This is a genomic window from Bacteroides sp. OF03-11BH, assembly GCF_003604005.1.
In the GTDB taxonomy this organism is placed as follows: Bacteria; Bacteroidota; Bacteroidia; order Bacteroidales; family Bacteroidaceae; genus Bacteroides; species Bacteroides ovatus.
Map to the genome: position 1 here is coordinate 97,005 of NZ_QTMW01000013.1, position 18,358 is coordinate 115,362.

Sequence of the window (18,358 nt, forward strand, 5' to 3'; positions counted from 1 at the left end):
AAAAATAGACCTTGCGGAGATGTGGAAATAGTAGTTACTTTGCAGCTGTGAAATTTTGGATCTATGCGATGGTATATCGCGTATTTGCTTTTATTAATTAAAAAGAGAATTTAGAAATGAAAAAGAAATTATTTTATTATCTGTTTGCAGTATTGTGTACTGCGACATTGTTTACGTCTTGTAGTGACGATGATGATAATGGAAAGAATGGTGATGATCAGACAGAAGTTACTGATATTAGTGGTAGCTATAAAGGTAATTTGGTAGTATCCATTGATGGAAGTGCAGCTGATCCTGTCTCTCAAGTGATATCTATTGCTAAATCAGGTGATCAAACATCACAAGTCATATTGTCTTTGAAAAAATTTTCATTTGCAGGTCAATTGGTAGGTGATATTGAAGTGCCTTGTACTGTGGAAGAAAAAGATGGAGTACAATCTTTTAGTGGTCAGAAAGATCTGAAGTTTACTACAGAGTTTGGTCAATTGTTAGGAACACTTCCTACGTCAGTAAGTGGAACAGTGAAAGACGGAAAAGTTAGTATGAAAATTGGTGTAACTGTTGCAGCTTTGGGCCAAACAGTGGATGTTGCTTTTGAAGGAGATAAGATGACTGGTAATGAAAGCAGTGAAGCGAAGATTTCAGATTTTGTGATTGATAGTGAGTTTGTTACAGAACAACCTGTCATTGATGATGAAAATGGAACTATAGCTTTTAAAGTTAATGATGCTACAACTAATGATGATTTAAAGGCATTGATTCCTACGTTTCAAGTTTCTGATAAAGCTACAGTTTCTCCTGTCAGTGGTATAGCACAAGATTTTTCAGGTGGTAAATCTGTGGAATATATTGTGATGGCAGAGGATGGGACTACAAAGGTATATACAGTTTCTATTGTAGGGAAAAATAATATATTGAAATATTCATTTGAAGAATGGGGTGAACAAGCAGACAAAACTAATCCTGATAAAATGAAATGGTCTTCTCCTCTTCCTCTTGATGAATTGGCTACGGCTAATAATGGTGTTGCATATCTTAAAGCTTTTGATTTTACTAATAAGTACAATTTGTCTTATGGTACATTGGAAGAAAAAGAAGCTGGTTATAAAGGTACTGCAGCTAAGTTGATAACTCAATATACAAAGGGTGCAGGTTTTGGTATGGCACCTGCTATAACGCCGGGTTCTTTATTTACTGGTAGGTTTGAATTTCAAGCCGTTACTGATCCTAAGGAACAATTGAAGTTGACCAAGTTTGGTATTTCTTATACTAAAAAGCCTCTTTATTTTAAGGGAGCCTTTAAGTATAAAGCTGGGGACAATTTTGTAGATGGTTCTGATAAAAATGATGTAAAAGAAAATACAGGTGATAAAGATCAATGTGGAATTTATGCTTTATTGTATGAAGCTACAAATGAAAAAGAAGAAGAAGTTATACTGGATGGGAATACGATAACTAATTCGGAATATCGTGTAGCTATTGCGCAAATAAAAGATGGTTCGGATACAGAAGACAAATGGGTCGAATTTAATGAAGCATTTACTTATTTTGAAGGTAAGGTTTATGATTCATCAAAAAAATATAAAATGGCTATTGTTTGCTCATCAAGTAAAGCTGGAGACTCATTTAAAGGTGCGGTTAATAGTACATTATTTGTTGACGAACTAGAAATCATCGGAGAATAATATTATTAATATATTGAGTGTTCCTCTTAGAAAAAATATTTATCCCCGTTACAAATTTGAATTGTAGCGGGGATATTTTTAGTAGAATACTTCTTGGTACATAAGAATCCTATATTAAAAACGGCTGTAATGTGCACTGCATTGTGCCTGTTCTATATCTGTTACTCTTTTAGAACGCATATCCAAACCCAATATTCAAGTAGATAGGATACATTGCAAATGTTATTGTATCAAAGTCTTTCTTAAAGATATCGTTTAGTCCCCATGTTAAATCCGCATAGACATTAAGGTGTTTGAAAGCTTTCCACTCACCGCCTAATTGAGCTCCCCATTGAAATTTGCGTAAGTTGTCTGAAAAATCATAAGTTGCAATACTTTCACCGTTGAAGTCGACACGCTGGCCTGTTTCATCAGGCGTGCGTAGATGACCTTCATATACATGTCCGGAGAAGTTGCCTTCAGTCATATAAGAAACATAAGGACCAAGTGATACTTTCCAACGGTCACTTATCTTATAATTAGCCAATACAGGAATGGTGAGATATGAATTTTTCACTTTTGTTTTTACGCCACCAGTCCAAAGACCTTGTAGCTCGCCACCATTAGTATTGATGATCTTCATTCCGTAATTTTTTACGGTAGCTTCGGTAGTCATCGTTTTATTCTCAAGCCGTATACCTGCGGTCATTCCCCATTTTTTGTCTTTGCCGAACCATTTTGTGGTATTTCCCTCAATAGCAATAGCTATGTTTGGCGCATAGCTATCAATACTACGTATTTCTTTAGGTAGGGGAAGAGGAGAAGTACCTCCAATGCTCAATCCGGCTTTGATACTATACTCCCATCCATGTAAATATGAGTAGATAAGAGCTTTGTTACGTTCGTTTTGGGCATATGCAACATGTGAAAAAAGTATTGCGAGGAATACAATCCCTACTACTTTATTATATATTGTTTTCTTCATTATCTTATCAATTGGTTGGGTTTATTATTGATTTACGGGGTATTCACTCGGGTTAGAAGTGCAGACAATCTCTACTTGGTCTATATGAAGCGTACTACCTACAGCTCCCTCAAACTTAGCACCATCTACACTGGAAGAGAATACGATGCCAAGTTTGTAGATACCTTTCTCTAGTTTGTCAGAGTCAATAGATTTGCCATTCTTTGGTTCGAAATTAAAACTGAATTGTTTCCAACTCTCTGTTTCAGGAAGTGCATCAAGGTTTCGTGCCAAGGCTACAATATTGGGTGAAGTGAGTGAAGTAGAGCCATCAAGGAATTGTACATTATCATCTGTTTCATATAGTACACCGTAAATGTCACATTTATCTTTTTTTCCATCTATGATTTCTCCCTTTGATGAGAAGTTGTCACCTGCTTTATATTTATACCATCCTTCCAACTTGAGTGGATAGTAGAAGAATGGGAAACCAAAGCGAGTGGCTTTCATTGCGTTGTTTAAGGCTTGTCCTACTTCAAATGAGCCAACGAATAAGTTACCAGCAGCAATATACATTTTTACCATACTTCCAAAGCTACCTGTGTCTTTCGTTGTCAGTTTTACACATTTGCCGCCATTAACTCCTCCGTTTACTTGTACCGTGGGGTAGTCTTCTGGTGTTTTTGCCATTTTTGTTAATTCGAATCCAGGGTTTCCACTAGCTAGCTCTAGTCGACGGATAATATTTTCAGAAGATTTATCTTCATAGAATTTGTGATAAGGAGCATCTGAACTTAGCGTCTCGAAATCGTATACTAAAGGCATTTCTGTCTGCCAAAGTTTGATTGTATAGGTCGCAGAAAAAGCACCATCTTCTGATGTAACTTTAAATTCTCTAGGGTTTTCGTCATTAAAGTTATAGACGTTAGCTTCGTCTCCGGTTAACTGCCGTACCGGCTTTATAGAAGCTCCAGTAGGGAGGTCGAAATTGATGTTTGTTTTGGATGGGTCAGCAGCTTTTGATACATACAACTGAATGGTGAAGTCATTTCGATCAATCAAGTACTGTTGGATATGGTTTCCACTGCATCCATCTATAGCTGCTTCAACATTTTGAGCTTCATCCTGAATGCAGGAAGCAACTGCCAGACATAATATCATTCCGGCGAATAAATTTTTTAGTTTCATCAGTCTGTTATAAATATTAAGGGGTTATACAGGGGACAAAGATAGTTAAAATAGTTGAGTGGCTATTTCTGTAGAATGTTAAAAGAAAAATCAGAGTTGTCGGTAATGATATATAAAAGAGGCTGTCCGCTTCTTTTCGGAAGCCCTCTTTCTTAAAGCGAGAGGAAAGGAACTATTAAATATCTAATTAATAGATCCTTATGTTTAGAATTTTATCCTCTCTAAGTTTCATGTCATTTCGTTGTATTAGCCTGTTTTTATATTTGCGCATCAAAGAAGGATTGATACCTTCTTGTTATAATCAGCTTGTACTGTTGCTTCATTTCTTTAGGCAAGAAAGAAATATCTATGAACTCTAACCATTTTTCGGCAACTTTGGTAAATTTAGAAAATAGGTTGTCTATGATCTTTTTCTCTAAACTGCAACTATTCATGGCAACTTCAAAATCAGAACGCTTGATTTTGCGTCTTTTTCCATTAAGTGTCAAAGCCAATTCTTCAGTGTCCTCCGGCATGAGGAGTGCCGTAGAGATCATGTCATATCCCGGGGTCAGTGAATAATAGCCTTTACGCTGACTATAAAGTGAAAAGTTTTTCAGATGCATATCCGCATTTCCGGTCAGCCATGAGAAAACGACTTGTTCCCAGAAATTTATTACGTCAAGTTTTGGCACAGAGGAATATTGCATAATTATCTTTGCTATCTTTTCATAAGAGCCCTTATATTTATACTCTGTGAGGCGTTCCGAGAGCTGGCACATATCCTCCATTGGCAACTTTTCACCCTTTGCGGTTCTATCTATGCGTTTAGTGATATAGGCCAATTCGCCATCGGCAAAACGAATCAATGAATGAGGGACAACGTTCACTTTAGCCAATTCGGCAAGATGCATCGTTAAATCCTCAACTTCAGGCATGTATTTAAATTGTTCCGTTTGCGGTTTGAGAATATAACGTCCCCATAAACCAACGATAGTAAAGCGTTGCGGTTGGTTGGGGGACGATGATATATCGAGAGACAATTTTGCTTGCACTCCTGTAAGTGTGGTTTGTGAGCGTATGACTTGTTCGGCAAGTTGCTTAATATCCGCTTTTGTATAAGGTAGGAGAGGAACTGTTTTGCTCCCAAATATTTTCTTTCCGCATTGAGGGTGAAAATCAGTTTCTCCCTCGCCAAGTTCCTGATAACAATATAGGCATCTGCTCATCATTATTCTTTATTTAAGATGGGAATCACACTAACTGCACCGATGCAATCTTTGCAACAGGCAAGCAGTAGTGACATACGGTCACGTCGATTTATCTTCCAACTTTTTTCAGCAATATCTAAAAGCCAGCCTTCAGGAATAAGACCGTCAAAGAATGGGAATAATATTAGACTTGTATATGGCTTTTCCGAGATTGGCAGTGTGAGGCTGATAGATTCCGCATCGCTGGATTTAATGTAGGCTGTATCATATTGAAAGGTATAGCCATTTTCATCTTCTGTAAGCAATCCTGCCAACTGGTCTTGGTTGTATATGAGTGCTTGTCTCATAGCTTGTTGAATTTACTTATTGGTACAACACCCACTTCCGTTCCAAAGAGACTAAGCACTTGATTTACTTTATCAAGACGCAAAGTCTGTTTCCCCTGTTCGAGTTCGCGTACAAAACGTAACCCGACTCCTGATTTTTCGGACAGTTCTACTTGGGTCAAGTTATGTTCTTTACGCATTTGCTTGACGTATTCTGATAATGATTTATCGTTCATATTATACCCTTTTGGGTACAAAGATAATGTAAATTTTCTATTTTACACCCTTTAGGGTATAAATTTAGTTGTAGATTTATGAATTATACCTTATGGGGTATAAGAAAACAGGTACTCTTTCTTTGGGAAGAAGGAGTACCTGTAGAGGAAAGTGATAGCAGATTATTCTTTCAAAGCCTCTTGTAAGTCAATACCCAGCGCTTTGGCAACTCCTGTTCCATATGCAGGATCGGCTTTGTAACAGTTGCGCACATGACGTTGTTTGATAAACAATTCGGAGTCTCCCATGGCACGGGCTGTATTTTCGAATAATAATTGTTGCTCTTCAGCCGGCATCAGTCGGAATAAGTCACCCGGTTGGCTATAATAATCATCGTCATATTCCCGTTCATTGTAGTTGTAAACTTCACCGGTAACTTTGAGAGGCGGTTCTTTCATGTCAGGAGAATCCTGCCATTCGCCGTAACTGTTCGGTTCATACCCTTTAGTAGCACCGTAGTTACCGTCTACGCGCATAGCACCGTCACGATGATAGGCGTGGAAAGGACAACGAGGTTTGTTGACCGGAATTTGTTCTGCATTCACTCCTAGACGATAACGTTGTGCGTCGCCATAAGAGAATAAACGACCTTGTAACATTTTGTCGGGAGACAGACCGATACCGTCTACAATATTCATCGGGTTGAAAGCAGCTTGTTCCACTTCAGCAAAATAATTTTCCGGGTTGCGGTTCAGTTCAAGGACACCAACATCTTGTAGAGGGAAATCTTTGTGCGGCCATACTTTAGTCAGGTCAAACGGGTTGATACGATAGTTGTCCGCTTCTTCCTCCGTCATTAACTGAATCTGGAATAACCATTTCGGATAATCGCCCTTTTCGATGCTCTCGAAGAGATCACGTTGATGAGATTCGCGATCTTTAGCAACTATTGCTTCTGCTTCCTGGTCTGTCAGATTCTTGATACCCTGCAAGGTACGCAGATGGAATTTAACCCAAATACGTTGATTTTCTGCATTGATAAAACTATAAGTATGACTGCCGAATCCGTGCATGTGGCGATATGAATAAGGAATACCACGCGGACTCATAGTGATAGTAACTTGATGTAATGCTTCCGGTAAAAGCGTCCAGAAGTCCCAGTTACTGTTCGGGCTACGCATATTGGTTTTCGGATCTCGTTTGATGGCATGATTCAGATCCGGAAATTTAAGCGGATCACGTAAGAAGAATACAGGAGTGTTGTTACCCACCAAATCCCAGTTACCTTCTTCCGTATAGAATTTCATAGCAAAACCACGGATGTCACGTTCTGCATCAGCAGCTCCACGTTCTCCGGCTACGGTGGAGAAACGGACAAAACATTCTGTTTGTTTTCCGACTTTACTGAAAATAGCAGCACGGGTGTACTTTGTAATGTCATGGGTGACAGTAAACGTACCGTAAGCTCCCGAACCTTTAGCGTGCATACGTCTTTCAGGAATTACTTCACGATCAAAATGGGCAAGCTTCTCTATAAGCCAGGGATCTTGTAACATTACAGGTCCGCGTTGACCTGCGGTTTGCGAGTTTTGATTGTCAGCGATAGGACGACCGTTCGCTGCAGTAAGTTTTTTCTTTTCCATAAATAGATTTTTTAGTCGGATACAAGTATAAGCAGACTGTTTCCTTTTATTCTTTCATCCGGGGTTTATAATATATAACAAAGATAGGCTTCTTTTGCTCGCTTGTCAAACAGATAATTTCTATCTAAAGATAGAGAATAACTATGAATTGTGTGTGTATTGTCTGCTATTTATTTTTCTACAAAGATTATTGTGCTGACACCCGGGTGTCGTACATCTTTTTATTGCATAAAAAAACTCCCGCACTTCCTTCACGGAAGACGGGAGCTTTTAAATAAACTATAGCTTATATATCTTTTGCTGATTATACGATACCTTGTGCCATCATTGCTTTAGCAACCTTCATGAATCCGGCTACGTTAGCACCCTTCACATAGTTTACGTATCCGTCAGCTTCTGTACCGTACTGAACGCAAGCTTCGTGGATATTCTTCATGATACTCTTCAGCTTTTCGTCTACTTCTTCAGCGCTCCAGCTTAATTTGATAGAGTTTTGAGTCATTTCAAGACCTGATACTGATACACCACCGGCGTTAGCAGCTTTACCCGGAGCATAAAGGATTTTTGCATCCTGGAATACTTTGATAGCTTCCGGAGTAGAAGGCATGTTAGCACCTTCAGATACAGCGATACAACCGTTTGCTACCAACTGACGAGCGTGGTCACCGTTCAATTCATTTTGAGTAGCAGAAGGAAGAGCGATATCACATTTTTCACCCCAAGGTTTAGCTCCTTCTACATATTTGCAACCATATTTTTCTGCGTATTCACGGATACGGCCACGGTACAGATTCTTCAGTTCCATGATATAATCCAGTTTTTCGCGGTCGATACCGTCCGGATCGTAGATATAACCGTCAGAGTCAGAGCAAGTAACTACTTTACCACCCAGTTCGATTACTTTTTCGATTGTATATTGAGCAACGTTACCAGAACCAGAAACCAGACAAACTTTACCTTTCAAGTCAGTTCCTTTTCTCTTCAACATTTCCATCAGGAAGTAGATGTTACCGTAACCTGTAGCTTCCGGACGAATCAGTGAACCACCGAATTCGCGGCCTTTACCTGTAAATGTTCCGGTAAATTCATGAGCCAGTTTTTTATACATACCGAACATGAAACCTACTTCGCGGCCACCAACACCGATGTCACCAGCAGGAACGTCAGTTTCAGGACCGATGTGACGCCACAGTTCCAGCATGAATGCCTGTACGAAACGCATTACTTCGGCATTTGACTTTCCACGAGGAGAGAAGTCGGAACCACCTTTACCACCACCCATTGGCAGAGTAGTCAGTGAGTTTTTGAATGTTTGTTCAAAGGCAAGGAACTTCAAGATAGAAAGGTTCACAGATGCGTGGAAACGGATACCGCCTTTGTAAGGGCCGATTGCGTTGTTATGCTGAACACGGTAACCCATATTGGTCTGAATATTACCTTTATCGTCCATCCAAGTCACACGGAACTGATATACTCTATCAGGAATACACAAACGTTCGATCAAGTTTACTTTATCAAACTCCGGATGTTTGTTGTATTCTTCTTCAATAGTAGAAAGTACTTCTTCTACTGCTTGATGATACTCCGGTTCATTGGGAAATCTTCTTTTCAGATCGTCTAATACCTTTGCTGCATTCATAATCTTTTCTTTCTTTAATTGGTTGATATAAATAAAGTGCTAATTTGACAATTTGCTAATATACCGTTTGACTATGTGCTTTTGTGCTATATAGCAGATTTGCACATCTGCGTATGGGTACATCGGATATTTATTTTCGGTTGCAAAAGTAAAGATAAAAATTGAACTAGCAAACATTTTATAAAGAAAAATGCGATAAAACATCAAATTTGATATTTTATCGCATTAAAAATAGGAAAAAAGATATTTATTTGTTCTTTTTGATCGACTTATAGACAGGAATAAATACTAATGCTGCCGAAATGCCAAGCATTACCACCGTCATCCCGTCAATTCGTTCGGCTTTTGTCAGAACTAGATAGCAAAGCGCCAACCAAAGCAGGCTGATGCAAACTATTTGTGATTTGGATAACGGACGTTTCATTTACCTCCTCTTTTCTTTTTGTCAACGATGGCGTCGATCACGGCTACAGCTGTGATATTGACAATGTCGCGGACAGAGCTTTCGAAATCGGTGAAATGAATAGGTTTGTTCAATCCCATCTGGATAGGGCCGATGAATTCCGTATCCGGGTCCATTGCCTGCAACAGTTTGTAACCGGCGTTTGCTGAACTCAAGTTCGGGAAAATCAATGTATTTACATCTTTTCCTTTCAGGCGGGTAAACGGATATTTGGTATCACGCAATTCGCGGTTCATGGCAAAGTTTACCTGCATTTCACCGTCAATAGCCAGTTCCGGATATTCTTCCTGCATGTGGGCAACAGCTTCGTGCACTTTCACAGGGCTACCTGCAGTATCAGCACCGAAGTTGGAGTATGACAACATTGAGATAACCGGCGTGTGATTGAAGAAGCGAACTGTTTTATCAGACAATTTAGCGATGTCAATCAATGTTTCCGTATCCGGGTGGCGGTTAATCAGTGTGTCTGCCAGGAAGTAAGTACCTTTCTTGGAGTTCAGGATATGCATTGTTCCGAAGTGTTTGAAGCCCGGTTGGATACCGATTACTTCTTTGGCCACTTTGATCGTATTGCTATATCTTGTATAAAGTCCGGTGATGAAAGCATCCGCATCTCCTGTTTCCACCATCATCATACCGAAGTAGTTGCGTTCGAACATTTTATCGTTGGCTTCTTCATAAGTAAAGCCTTCGCGTGCACGTTTTTCTGCAAGAATGCGTGAGTAACGTTCGCGGCGTTCCGATTCGTCCGGGTGACGGAGATTGACGATTTCAATACCTTCCAGGCTAAGATCCATTTCTTCTGCCAGTTTTCCGATAGCCTCGTCATTTCCTAATAAGATAGGATGACAGATACCTTCGGCTTTCGCTTCAACGGCAGCTTTCAGCATATTCGGATGGATACCTTCGGCAAATACGACACGTTGCGGTGAACGGCGGGCTGTATCATACAGTTGGCGGGTCAGCTTGGATTCATAACCCATCAATTCGCGCAGGTGAACACAGTAAGCATCCCAGTCTTTGATTTCAGTGCGGGCCACTCCGCTTTCCATAGCAGCTTTTGCCACTGCGCAGGAAACTTCGGTGATGAGGCGTGGATCTACCGGTTTCGGGATAAAGTATTCCGCGCCGAAAGAGAGGTTGTTCACGTGGTATGCCGCATTAACTACATCGGGTACCGGCTGTTTTGCCAGATTAGCGATAGCGTGTACGGCTGCAATCTTCATCTCTTCGTTGATAGCTTTAGCGTGAGTATCCAAAGCACCGCGGAAGATATACGGGAAACCGATTACATTATTAATCTGGTTCGGATAGTCGGAACGTCCGGTAGCCATCAGTACGTCAGGACGTGCTGCCATGGCATCTTCGTAAGAGATTTCCGGTGTCGGGTTAGCCAATGCGAACACAATCGGCATCGGAGCCATGCTGCGCACCATATCCTGGCTTAACACATTTCCTTTCGACAGGCCGAGGAATACATCTGCACCTTTGATTGCTTCTTCCAGCGTGTGAATATCCGTGCGGTCGGTTGCAAAAAATCTTTTCTGTTCGTTCAGATCCGTGCGCGCCTTGCTGATAACGCCTTTACTATCCAGCATGACGATGTTTTCGAGACGTGCACCCAGTGACACATACAATTTAGTACAAGATACGGCAGATGCACCTGCACCGTTCACAACGATTTTTACATCTTCGATTTTCTTTCCGGCCACTTGCAGGGCATTCACCAAACCGGCACTGGAGATAATAGCAGTACCGTGCTGATCGTCGTGCATGACAGGTATATCCAGTTCTTCTTTCAGGCGACGTTCGATTTCAAAACATTCGGGAGCTTTGATGTCTTCCAGGTTGATACCTCCGAAAGTAGGAGCAATAGCCTTTACTGCAGCAATAAATTTCTCCGGATCTTTTTCATCCACTTCGATGTCGAAAACGTCGATGCCCGCGTAAATTTTGAAAAGCAGACCTTTACCTTCCATTACAGGTTTACCGCTCAATGCACCTATATTACCCAGTCCGAGTACGGCTGTACCGTTGGAAATAACGGCTACCAGATTACCTTTAGCCGTATATTTATACGCATCTTGCGGATTCTTCTCAATTTCGAGACAAGGTTCTGCTACACCGGGAGAATATGCGAGTGATAAGTCGGTTTGTGTACTGTAAGGTTTGGTAGGCACTACCTCAATCTTACCGGGTTTGCCCTGTGAATGATAGAGCAAAGCGGCTTCTTTCGTTATTTTAGCCATGGTATTTATGAAATTTGTTAATAAGTTATCATTTGACCGCAAATGTAGGAATAAAAGTTCGAAATTGTAGCTGTTGATTAATAATTTCTATTAATTTTATAGCAAAATGGCTAAAATAATGAAGTCGGATACAATTAATGGACAACTTACTATTATCAGATACAGATGACGCAGGATCACATATTTTTCGTTTGATATAAACATGCGGTTATCATACGATCTGTGTCTAATAGTTATCTTTCTATTTCTTTCTCCGACGGCGTGTGTGTTGTCCGCCAGAACGTATTTTTCACCTCCCTTGCCACCTCTTTCCAGCTTGGTATATTTTTTAGTGAGCGTCGAGCCGGGAAATCGTAAAGCAATAACAATAGGAAGAGGAAAATGCAGGCATAAGCCACCCAGCCGTAAATCTGCTTGATGCTTATCTCCATCATCTGACTGATAAACTCTTCCATATAGTGACCCAGATTGAACGGACTACTGCTGAAAGCTACATGATCGATGGCTGAACCGTAACGGGCCAGATTGTCGGGAACATAATACGCCAATCCCTGTGCATAGACTGCGGCTCCCACTACGCCGCCTACTACCATGTGCAGCATATTGAACACACTTAATCCCTGGAAGAAATGCTGGAAAGTCATGATTTCCTCCAGACACACCATAAAAGTAGCACTCAATACGGCATAAGCGAAGCCCCGACATACGGTCGGCAGGTAAAGCTGTGAAATATGGATGTCGGTGGATAAAGTCAGGTAGAAACCGATCAGGTAACCGATCAACCCGATAAAGCCGACAATGACCAGGCGTACATAATTATACTGCTTGACGTGCATCCACCAATACGAAAACACACAACCGCATACGATACCGACAATGGCAAGCCAATCGAGTTGGGAACTGACCAGTTCTTCATATTTCATTACTTCCTCGTAAAAGACTTCCTCCAGCACGTGCTCCGTGGCGAGGAACGCTTCCACTAAAGTGACTAATCCCAATAAAGGCAAAAAATGGCGGTACGTCCACATCTTTGGTTCGAGAAATGGGTGTCGAACGGTCATCATGCGCCAAATACAAATTCCTAAAGTGATGAAAATCACGATGGTAAGTTGGCGGATGACCGGGCTGTTCCACCAGTCGTACCAGTCTCCGTAGTTGAAGAGGAAGGCGATTTCCGCTAATAAGGCAGCCCATAGTATCCCGCCCAGCCAGTCGATACCAAACAGAGGAAATTTACGCATGAACCGGAAATGCTTCACACAAGTGAACTGTATCAATAAGACAATCAGCATCAGACCGGCAACGAACAGGTTCATGTATGTCCAGTGATAATGATACATCAAACGGGTCGTAAGTAGGTCAGATAGCTGGATGCTTCCCAAAATTACAATATGAAGCCAGGGAAAGAAAACGGTGAAATCCCGTTTAGGGGTCATCCACAGCTGAATGTTTGACATACACTCGAAAGTTCCCTGTATTTTGCACATACCTTCGATGAAGCAGACCAACCACAATAGAGGGAGAAAGGTGATATGCGGTGCTATCAGGTTGCAGAGTAATACTCCCAGTGCGGCCGATGTAAGCAGGGTTTTATTGGTAAAACGAAACTTCATGCGGAACAGTAACGGAAAGTAGATCGCCATACCGGCCAGGTTGGCGTACATGCACATTAAAATATCCTCCCGCATCAGTGACATGCTGCCGATCATCTGATTCAATGCACCCAAATAGACACCTCCCGAAAGTTGGAAGGTGACGGCTATGAAAAGATAAATCCACGGTTGCATCTTCCGCGGCACGAAACTGCGGAACATCGGCAAAACAAAAGGACCGTTCAGAACAGGAGCACTCATAAGAATTGAAAATTAAGAATTGAAAATTAAAAAATTAAAGCGATTGGGAATTGGAGTGTTAATATTTCACTTCACATTCCACGTTAAAACCGGCATGCATGCGTTTCAAATCTTCTGGTTTGTTTCCTTTCAGACTGATACGTACGGGAATACGTTGCTCCACTTTCACGAAGTTTCCGGTGGCGTTGTCTTGCGGAATCATTGAGAAGGCGGCTCCTGTTGCATCGGAGATGGATTCTACTACTCCTTTGAATGTGACGTTCGGCACGGCGTCTGCGGTTATTTCCACTTCTGCACCTTCCTTGATATTCGGAAGCTGGGTTTCGCGGTAATTGGCGATTACCCACAAATCACTGCTGTCTACGATATCAACCATAGTCTGTCCCGGTTGCACCAGTTGCCCTTCCAGGATTTCTTTCTTTCCTGTCGTGCCGTCACACGGAGCAATGATGACTGTATAAGAGAGATTCAGACGGGCAAGTTCCAACGCAGCTTCTGCCAGGCGGACACCTGCTTCATTCTGTCCCAGGCGATGAGTCTGCTCACTTTTCACTAAAGAAGTAGACATTTTAGCCCGTGACACCTGTTCATAACGAGCTTTGGCAGCTTCGTATGCTGTATGTACGTTGTCATATTGCTGTTTCGTCACTGCGTCTTCCTGCAACAGTTTCTCAAAACGGTTCAGTTCACGTTTGGCATTTTCCATCTGTACACGTACTTCTTCAATACTTGCGTCGCTCACACTTAAATTGTTTTGCGTAGTGGCGATACCGATGGTAGTGGCCTGGCGTCCTGCGGTGGCATTCGCCAAATCCGCTTCTGCCTGTGCCACACGGAGACGGAATTCCGCATCTTCGATGATAAGAAGCGTGTCGCCTTTGCGCACTTGCTGATACTCGTCAAAGTAGATTTTCTTGATGAATCCCGGTACACGGGTATTGATCGGCGTGATATGTTGTTTCACCTGCGCATTATCCGTATATTCGATATTTCCCAAGTGGATAAACCGGGAACAAACATAAGTGACACCACCGATAAGTAAACAGATAATTACAATGTTGTATATTATCTTCTGGGTTTTTCTAGCTATCATAATCTGTTCTATTTTAAGAGAGATGAGAATTTGGTTCTATTATAAGTTGGATTCTTTTTGATAAGTCATTACTTCTCTGCTAGAGAGTGTGTGTGATATATTTCATTTTATAATAACTGTATATCAAGTTAATACGTGCATTGACCAGACCGAGGTCGGCACTTAGTTTCATATTGCTGGCATCGAGCATATCGGTGAGCAGAGCAAGGTCGTTTTTATAACGGTTGCTGGTTACGTTATAGTTCTGGTCGGCAAGTTCCACGCTTTTCTCCTGTGTACGCAGGTCTGTGAAAGAGGTGAGAAAGTTGACGTAGTTCGCCTGTACACCGTTTTCTATTTGTTCCTGTGCCAGTGAATATTCCTCCTGTGCTCTGCGGACGTTCAGTTTTGCCTGGCGCACTTTCTTGTTGTTTTTAAATAAAGAAGAAAGATTGTATTTGATACCGACCCCCACATACCAGTAATTGAAGTTATTGTCGAGCACCGGGACTTCGATGGTGATAGGACCATCTAAATGTTCACCGGCCACAAGTGCAATTTTCGGAAGCAGTTCCGAGCGTTCCAATTTCACTTTCTGCTCGTTCATTTTCATAGCCAGCTGGGCTTGTTGCAGTCCGACATTGCTTTGACTGGCCATCATTTGCCAGTCGTTTTCGGCTAATGCTGTCACTTCCTCGTTCAGCAAGGTAGAATCGGGAACGATTTCTGTTCCGGCAGGCAGATGTAAGGTAGTCACCAGTTGATGATTCATTATTTTGCGGGCATCCTGCACCTTTGCCAGTTGCAGTTTCAGCGTCTCTTTCTGTAGCTCATAGCGGGTGATGTCATTTTTTAAGGCCGTTCCCTGTGTGCGGCGTGATTCCATGTTGCGGATCACCTGTTCCGTCAAATCCAGATTCTTCTGTAACACTTGCAGCTGGTTATTCAACTTGTATAAATCCAGGTAATAGCCGGTCAGGAGAAAGCGGATTTCCTGACGGTTCTTCTGCCAGTCCAATGCAGCCATTTGCTGACCGAGTTCAGCCAGAGTAATACTGCTGTTGATGGCTCCTCCGGCGTAAATCACTTGTTGCGCTTCCAACGCAAAGTTATTGTCGAAGTGTGGCATAGGGATATTCTGCCCGTTTTTGAAGTCACGGTCCCATATATATCCGTCGCCCAGGTAACTAAATGAGAGTGAGGCACCTATGTCCGGCAAACGTTGTGACTTGGCAGCCTTCAAAGCTTCATCGGCTGCTTCCTTTCCGGTTTTATACGTTTGAATACTCTGACTGTTCTCGTCTGCCAGACGGAACATTTCGTCAATGCCCAACACTCTCCTGTCAAGCGTCTGGGCAAACAGTCCCTGACTGCATAGCACGGCACATAGCGGCACTATGAGCCATCTTTTTTTGCTCATAAAGTGAAAAGAAATTTAATTAATAGTAGAATTTTGAATTTTCTTCACCACGGAATAATACAGAGTAACACAGAGTTTTTTTCTTTTGAAATATGTCAGTTGACACAAATTAATGAAGATTATTTGAACGCTGTGTTCTCTGGCATTCTCTGTAGTGAATTCTCTGTAGTGAAAATAGGAGGGTTATCAAATCTGCGCTGCTACACCCCAACCGTGAAAGTCATGCATTTTGTTCTTGTAACGAATGGCGATTTGATAATATCTTAGTTTCATCTTGATACCTATTTTTCTATTTTTGGTTTGCAAAATTATGAAAAAAAACAAGTAAGTTGTAACCCTATATAGGCTCAAATATAATGTTTTTTAACGAATGGCAGCTAGCATATCAAATAGGAGAAAGAATAGAAAGAAGCACAACCACTCCTGAAGTAAAGATGCGATATAATATGTACCGTAAGGTGAAGCTTGCTTCGCGGTGAATGCGGTAGCTATCGGGGTGGCAGCAGCTATCTCCGTGAAATTCCGCCAACCTGAAACTGGGACGCTGACCGGATGCATCGGTATGTTGTGTCTGTCCGTCTGTGTGATGATTGCCTTGTATAACGGATGCGGCTTTTGGACCTATGAACTGCTGATGTTCGCATTACTTTTCACAATGGGACTGACCTTTACTTCCTCCACCACCTTGGCGATGGATAGCGAACGCCGTTACGCCGGAGCAGCTTCCGCCCTGTTGGGAGCACTCTGTTTTGCTTCCGGAGGTATTGTTTCTCCGTTGGTCGGCTTGGGAAATATCCTTGTATCTACCGGAGTTACATTTGTGGTCTGCGCCATCTGTTCCCTGCTTTGTGCACTATGGGCGATGAGGAAAGTACCGATGAAAGTAGCAATGTGCCGGATTTTCCGTTAAAGTGAGATTGTTTCAAAAATAAAAGTCATGAGGAAGTTAAAGCTTAAACTCCCTCATGACTTTTATAATTTACTACCAGTATAATTATAATTACTACCAGTATAAACAGACCGAAATAAAACTAGAGTTTTATCTCTTCCGTGAATATCTCCCCGAAACGATTCTTAACCACCACCTTGACAGATTTTGCATCTTTAGAAGGCTGTGCACGGAAAAGATGACGTGTGCGATAACCCGTTTTCTTTCCCTTTACCATATTGATATAATCCTGATCCTCATCGTCAAAAGCCTGCATAGCACCTTTCAACACTCCATCCTCGTACCAGTTTACCGTATACGTCCAGTCCCAATCCCAGATATTGGCTACCACATAGTCTTTCTGGCTTTCAAACTCTCCCGGTTGGTAAAGCCGGAACTGATAGTCCGGCGAACACCCTGTTGCCTTGTAACGCCATTTCACATCATCACCTTTCACTTGTACCACCAGATAACCGTTTGGTGCTCCGCAACGATTCACGTGTCCTGCCCACCATGCGCCGCAGGCCGCTCCGATATTATGTTCGTAAATGGTAGGGGCGGGCAACTGATTTTCATAAAAGTGCGTGTGTCCGGAGAAAATATGTACTTGGTAAGGCCTCAACAGTTGGAAAAGCGCATTGGCGTTGCGCGCATTTCCCCCCGCAGCTACCGTGTTATTAGCTACTGGAGCGTGAACGTTCAGGAACACGATATTTCCTTTAGGCACATAACTTAAATCTTTTCTCAACCAGTCCAAATCTTCCGGCGTGAAGCGTTCCGTGTATTTCTTGTTGCCGTCGTAATCAATATCCTTCATTGCTATCACATGCACTTTACCGATATTGAATGAATAGTTAGCCGGGCCGAATGACTGATAATAATTCTGTTCCCCATAACCATCCGCCGGATGATCCGTCTGCGTTATAGATTTGTAGAGCAGGTTGAAGTCGTGGTTTCCCATCAGTTGGAACATCGTCATTCCCAAGTTGGACACCGCTTGCCGGTAAGGAGCGTACAGGTTCATGGCATCCCACACCAGATCCCCCAGTCCCATGCCGATGATTTCGAAGTTCTTTAGTGAGTCGGCAGTCTGTTTCAGATCGGGCACTGTTTCCGTGCGGAAGCGGTCCAGTTGCTTTTCGTTTCTCACTTGCGGGTCGGAAAGGACGATGTAGACAAATTCATCCACCGGCTTCTGCCGTTTAGTCAATACGAAGTCACATTGGTTTTCGCTTTTCCCGGCATCCAGATATTGATAGAAACCATCTGCTACCCCCTCTTTGGAAGGAAGCTCATACGCTGCCGGAGTAGAGATGTAAACCATTGGATAACGTGTCGGATCAGTGTTCAGAACATAATTTCCTTCTGCATCAGTCGTATTGAAATGTGCCCCGTCTGTCACCACTACACCGCTGATGGGTTTACCTGTATTATCTTTCACACTACCTTTCACCACCGTCTGACCAAAGGCGGCAATAGCGTTCAGCTGGAAAAGCAAAACCGCTGCAAACAGCGTTTTTCTAAAATTGATCTTTTTCATTGC

General features: G+C 42.1%; 14 protein-coding genes and 1 pseudogene. 2 read left to right on the forward strand and 13 right to left on the reverse strand.

Annotated elements, in window-relative coordinates:
* The first annotated feature begins 116 nt into the window (after positions 1–116).
* Positions 117–1,685, forward strand: a complete 1,569-nt coding sequence (locus DXA54_RS12150; RefSeq protein WP_120079570.1) for a PCMD domain-containing protein — start codon at positions 117–119, stop codon at positions 1,683–1,685.
* Positions 1,686–1,854: 169 nt separating this feature from the next.
* On the opposite strand, the gene DXA54_RS12155 is transcribed toward DXA54_RS12150, so the two are convergent.
* The 12 genes from DXA54_RS12155 to DXA54_RS12210 form a co-directional block, all read right to left on the reverse strand.
* Positions 1,855–2,649 (reverse strand): porin family protein, encoded by a 795-nt coding sequence (locus tag DXA54_RS12155; RefSeq protein ID WP_004326061.1) that lies wholly within the window; start codon positions 2,647–2,649, stop codon positions 1,855–1,857.
* Between the two features lie 24 nt (positions 2,650–2,673).
* Positions 2,674–3,816: a PCMD domain-containing protein gene (locus DXA54_RS12160; RefSeq protein ID WP_120079572.1), complete on the reverse strand. Its 1,143-nt coding sequence runs from the start codon at positions 3,814–3,816 to the stop codon at positions 2,674–2,676.
* A 257-nt stretch (positions 3,817–4,073) separates the two neighbouring features.
* Positions 4,074–5,024, reverse strand: coding sequence for a HipA domain-containing protein (locus tag DXA54_RS12165; RefSeq protein ID WP_004326059.1), 951 nt, complete (start codon positions 5,022–5,024; stop codon positions 4,074–4,076).
* Positions 5,025–5,026: 2 nt separating this feature from the next.
* Positions 5,027–5,353 (reverse strand): HipA N-terminal domain-containing protein, encoded by a 327-nt coding sequence (locus DXA54_RS12170; RefSeq protein ID WP_004297663.1) that lies wholly within the window; start codon positions 5,351–5,353, stop codon positions 5,027–5,029.
* Complete coding sequence (locus DXA54_RS12175) at positions 5,350–5,568, reverse strand: helix-turn-helix transcriptional regulator (protein ID WP_004297664.1); 219 nt, start codon at positions 5,566–5,568, stop codon at positions 5,350–5,352. Before DXA54_RS12175 ends, DXA54_RS12170 begins: the two co-directional genes overlap by 4 nt.
* Positions 5,569–5,730: 162 nt before the next feature.
* Positions 5,731–7,191 (reverse strand): catalase, encoded by a 1,461-nt coding sequence (locus tag DXA54_RS12180; protein ID WP_004297668.1) that lies wholly within the window; start codon positions 7,189–7,191, stop codon positions 5,731–5,733.
* A gap of 304 nt (positions 7,192–7,495) precedes the next feature.
* Positions 7,496–8,830 carry an NADP-specific glutamate dehydrogenase gene (locus DXA54_RS12185; protein ID WP_004297671.1) on the reverse strand — a complete coding sequence of 445 codons (1,335 nt, stop codon included), beginning with the start codon at positions 8,828–8,830 and terminating at the stop codon, positions 7,496–7,498.
* Positions 8,831–9,077: 247 nt separating this feature from the next.
* Positions 9,078–9,254 carry a hypothetical protein gene (locus tag DXA54_RS12190; RefSeq protein WP_004297674.1) on the reverse strand — a complete coding sequence of 59 codons (177 nt, stop codon included), beginning with the start codon at positions 9,252–9,254 and terminating at the stop codon, positions 9,078–9,080.
* The gene (locus DXA54_RS12195) at positions 9,251–11,542 is read right to left on the reverse strand and encodes an NADP-dependent malic enzyme (RefSeq protein ID WP_120079574.1); all 2,292 of its coding nucleotides are present in this window, start codon (positions 11,540–11,542) and stop codon (positions 9,251–9,253) included. Before DXA54_RS12195 ends, DXA54_RS12190 begins: the two co-directional genes overlap by 4 nt.
* 233 nt (positions 11,543–11,775) lie before the next feature.
* The gene (locus DXA54_RS12200; protein ID WP_120079576.1) at positions 11,776–13,395 is read right to left on the reverse strand and encodes a hypothetical protein; all 1,620 of its coding nucleotides are present in this window, start codon (positions 13,393–13,395) and stop codon (positions 11,776–11,778) included.
* Between the two features lie 58 nt (positions 13,396–13,453).
* The gene (locus tag DXA54_RS12205) at positions 13,454–14,488 is read right to left on the reverse strand and encodes an HlyD family secretion protein (protein ID WP_120079578.1); all 1,035 of its coding nucleotides are present in this window, start codon (positions 14,486–14,488) and stop codon (positions 13,454–13,456) included.
* 79 nt (positions 14,489–14,567) lie between these two features.
* Complete coding sequence (locus DXA54_RS12210) at positions 14,568–15,887, reverse strand: TolC family protein (protein ID WP_008776331.1); 1,320 nt, start codon at positions 15,885–15,887, stop codon at positions 14,568–14,570.
* A 466-nt stretch (positions 15,888–16,353) separates the two neighbouring features.
* On the opposite strand from DXA54_RS12210, the pseudogene DXA54_RS12215 reads away from it, so the two are divergent.
* A pseudogene (locus DXA54_RS12215) lies at positions 16,354–16,797 on the forward strand (Bcr/CflA family drug resistance efflux transporter); the annotation flags it as partial.
* A 121-nt stretch (positions 16,798–16,918) separates the two neighbouring features.
* Here the strand turns inward: DXA54_RS12215 and DXA54_RS12220 are convergent.
* Positions 16,919–18,355 (reverse strand): calcineurin-like phosphoesterase C-terminal domain-containing protein, encoded by a 1,437-nt coding sequence (locus tag DXA54_RS12220; protein ID WP_004310100.1) that lies wholly within the window; start codon positions 18,353–18,355, stop codon positions 16,919–16,921.
* Positions 18,356–18,358 lie beyond the last annotated feature (3 nt).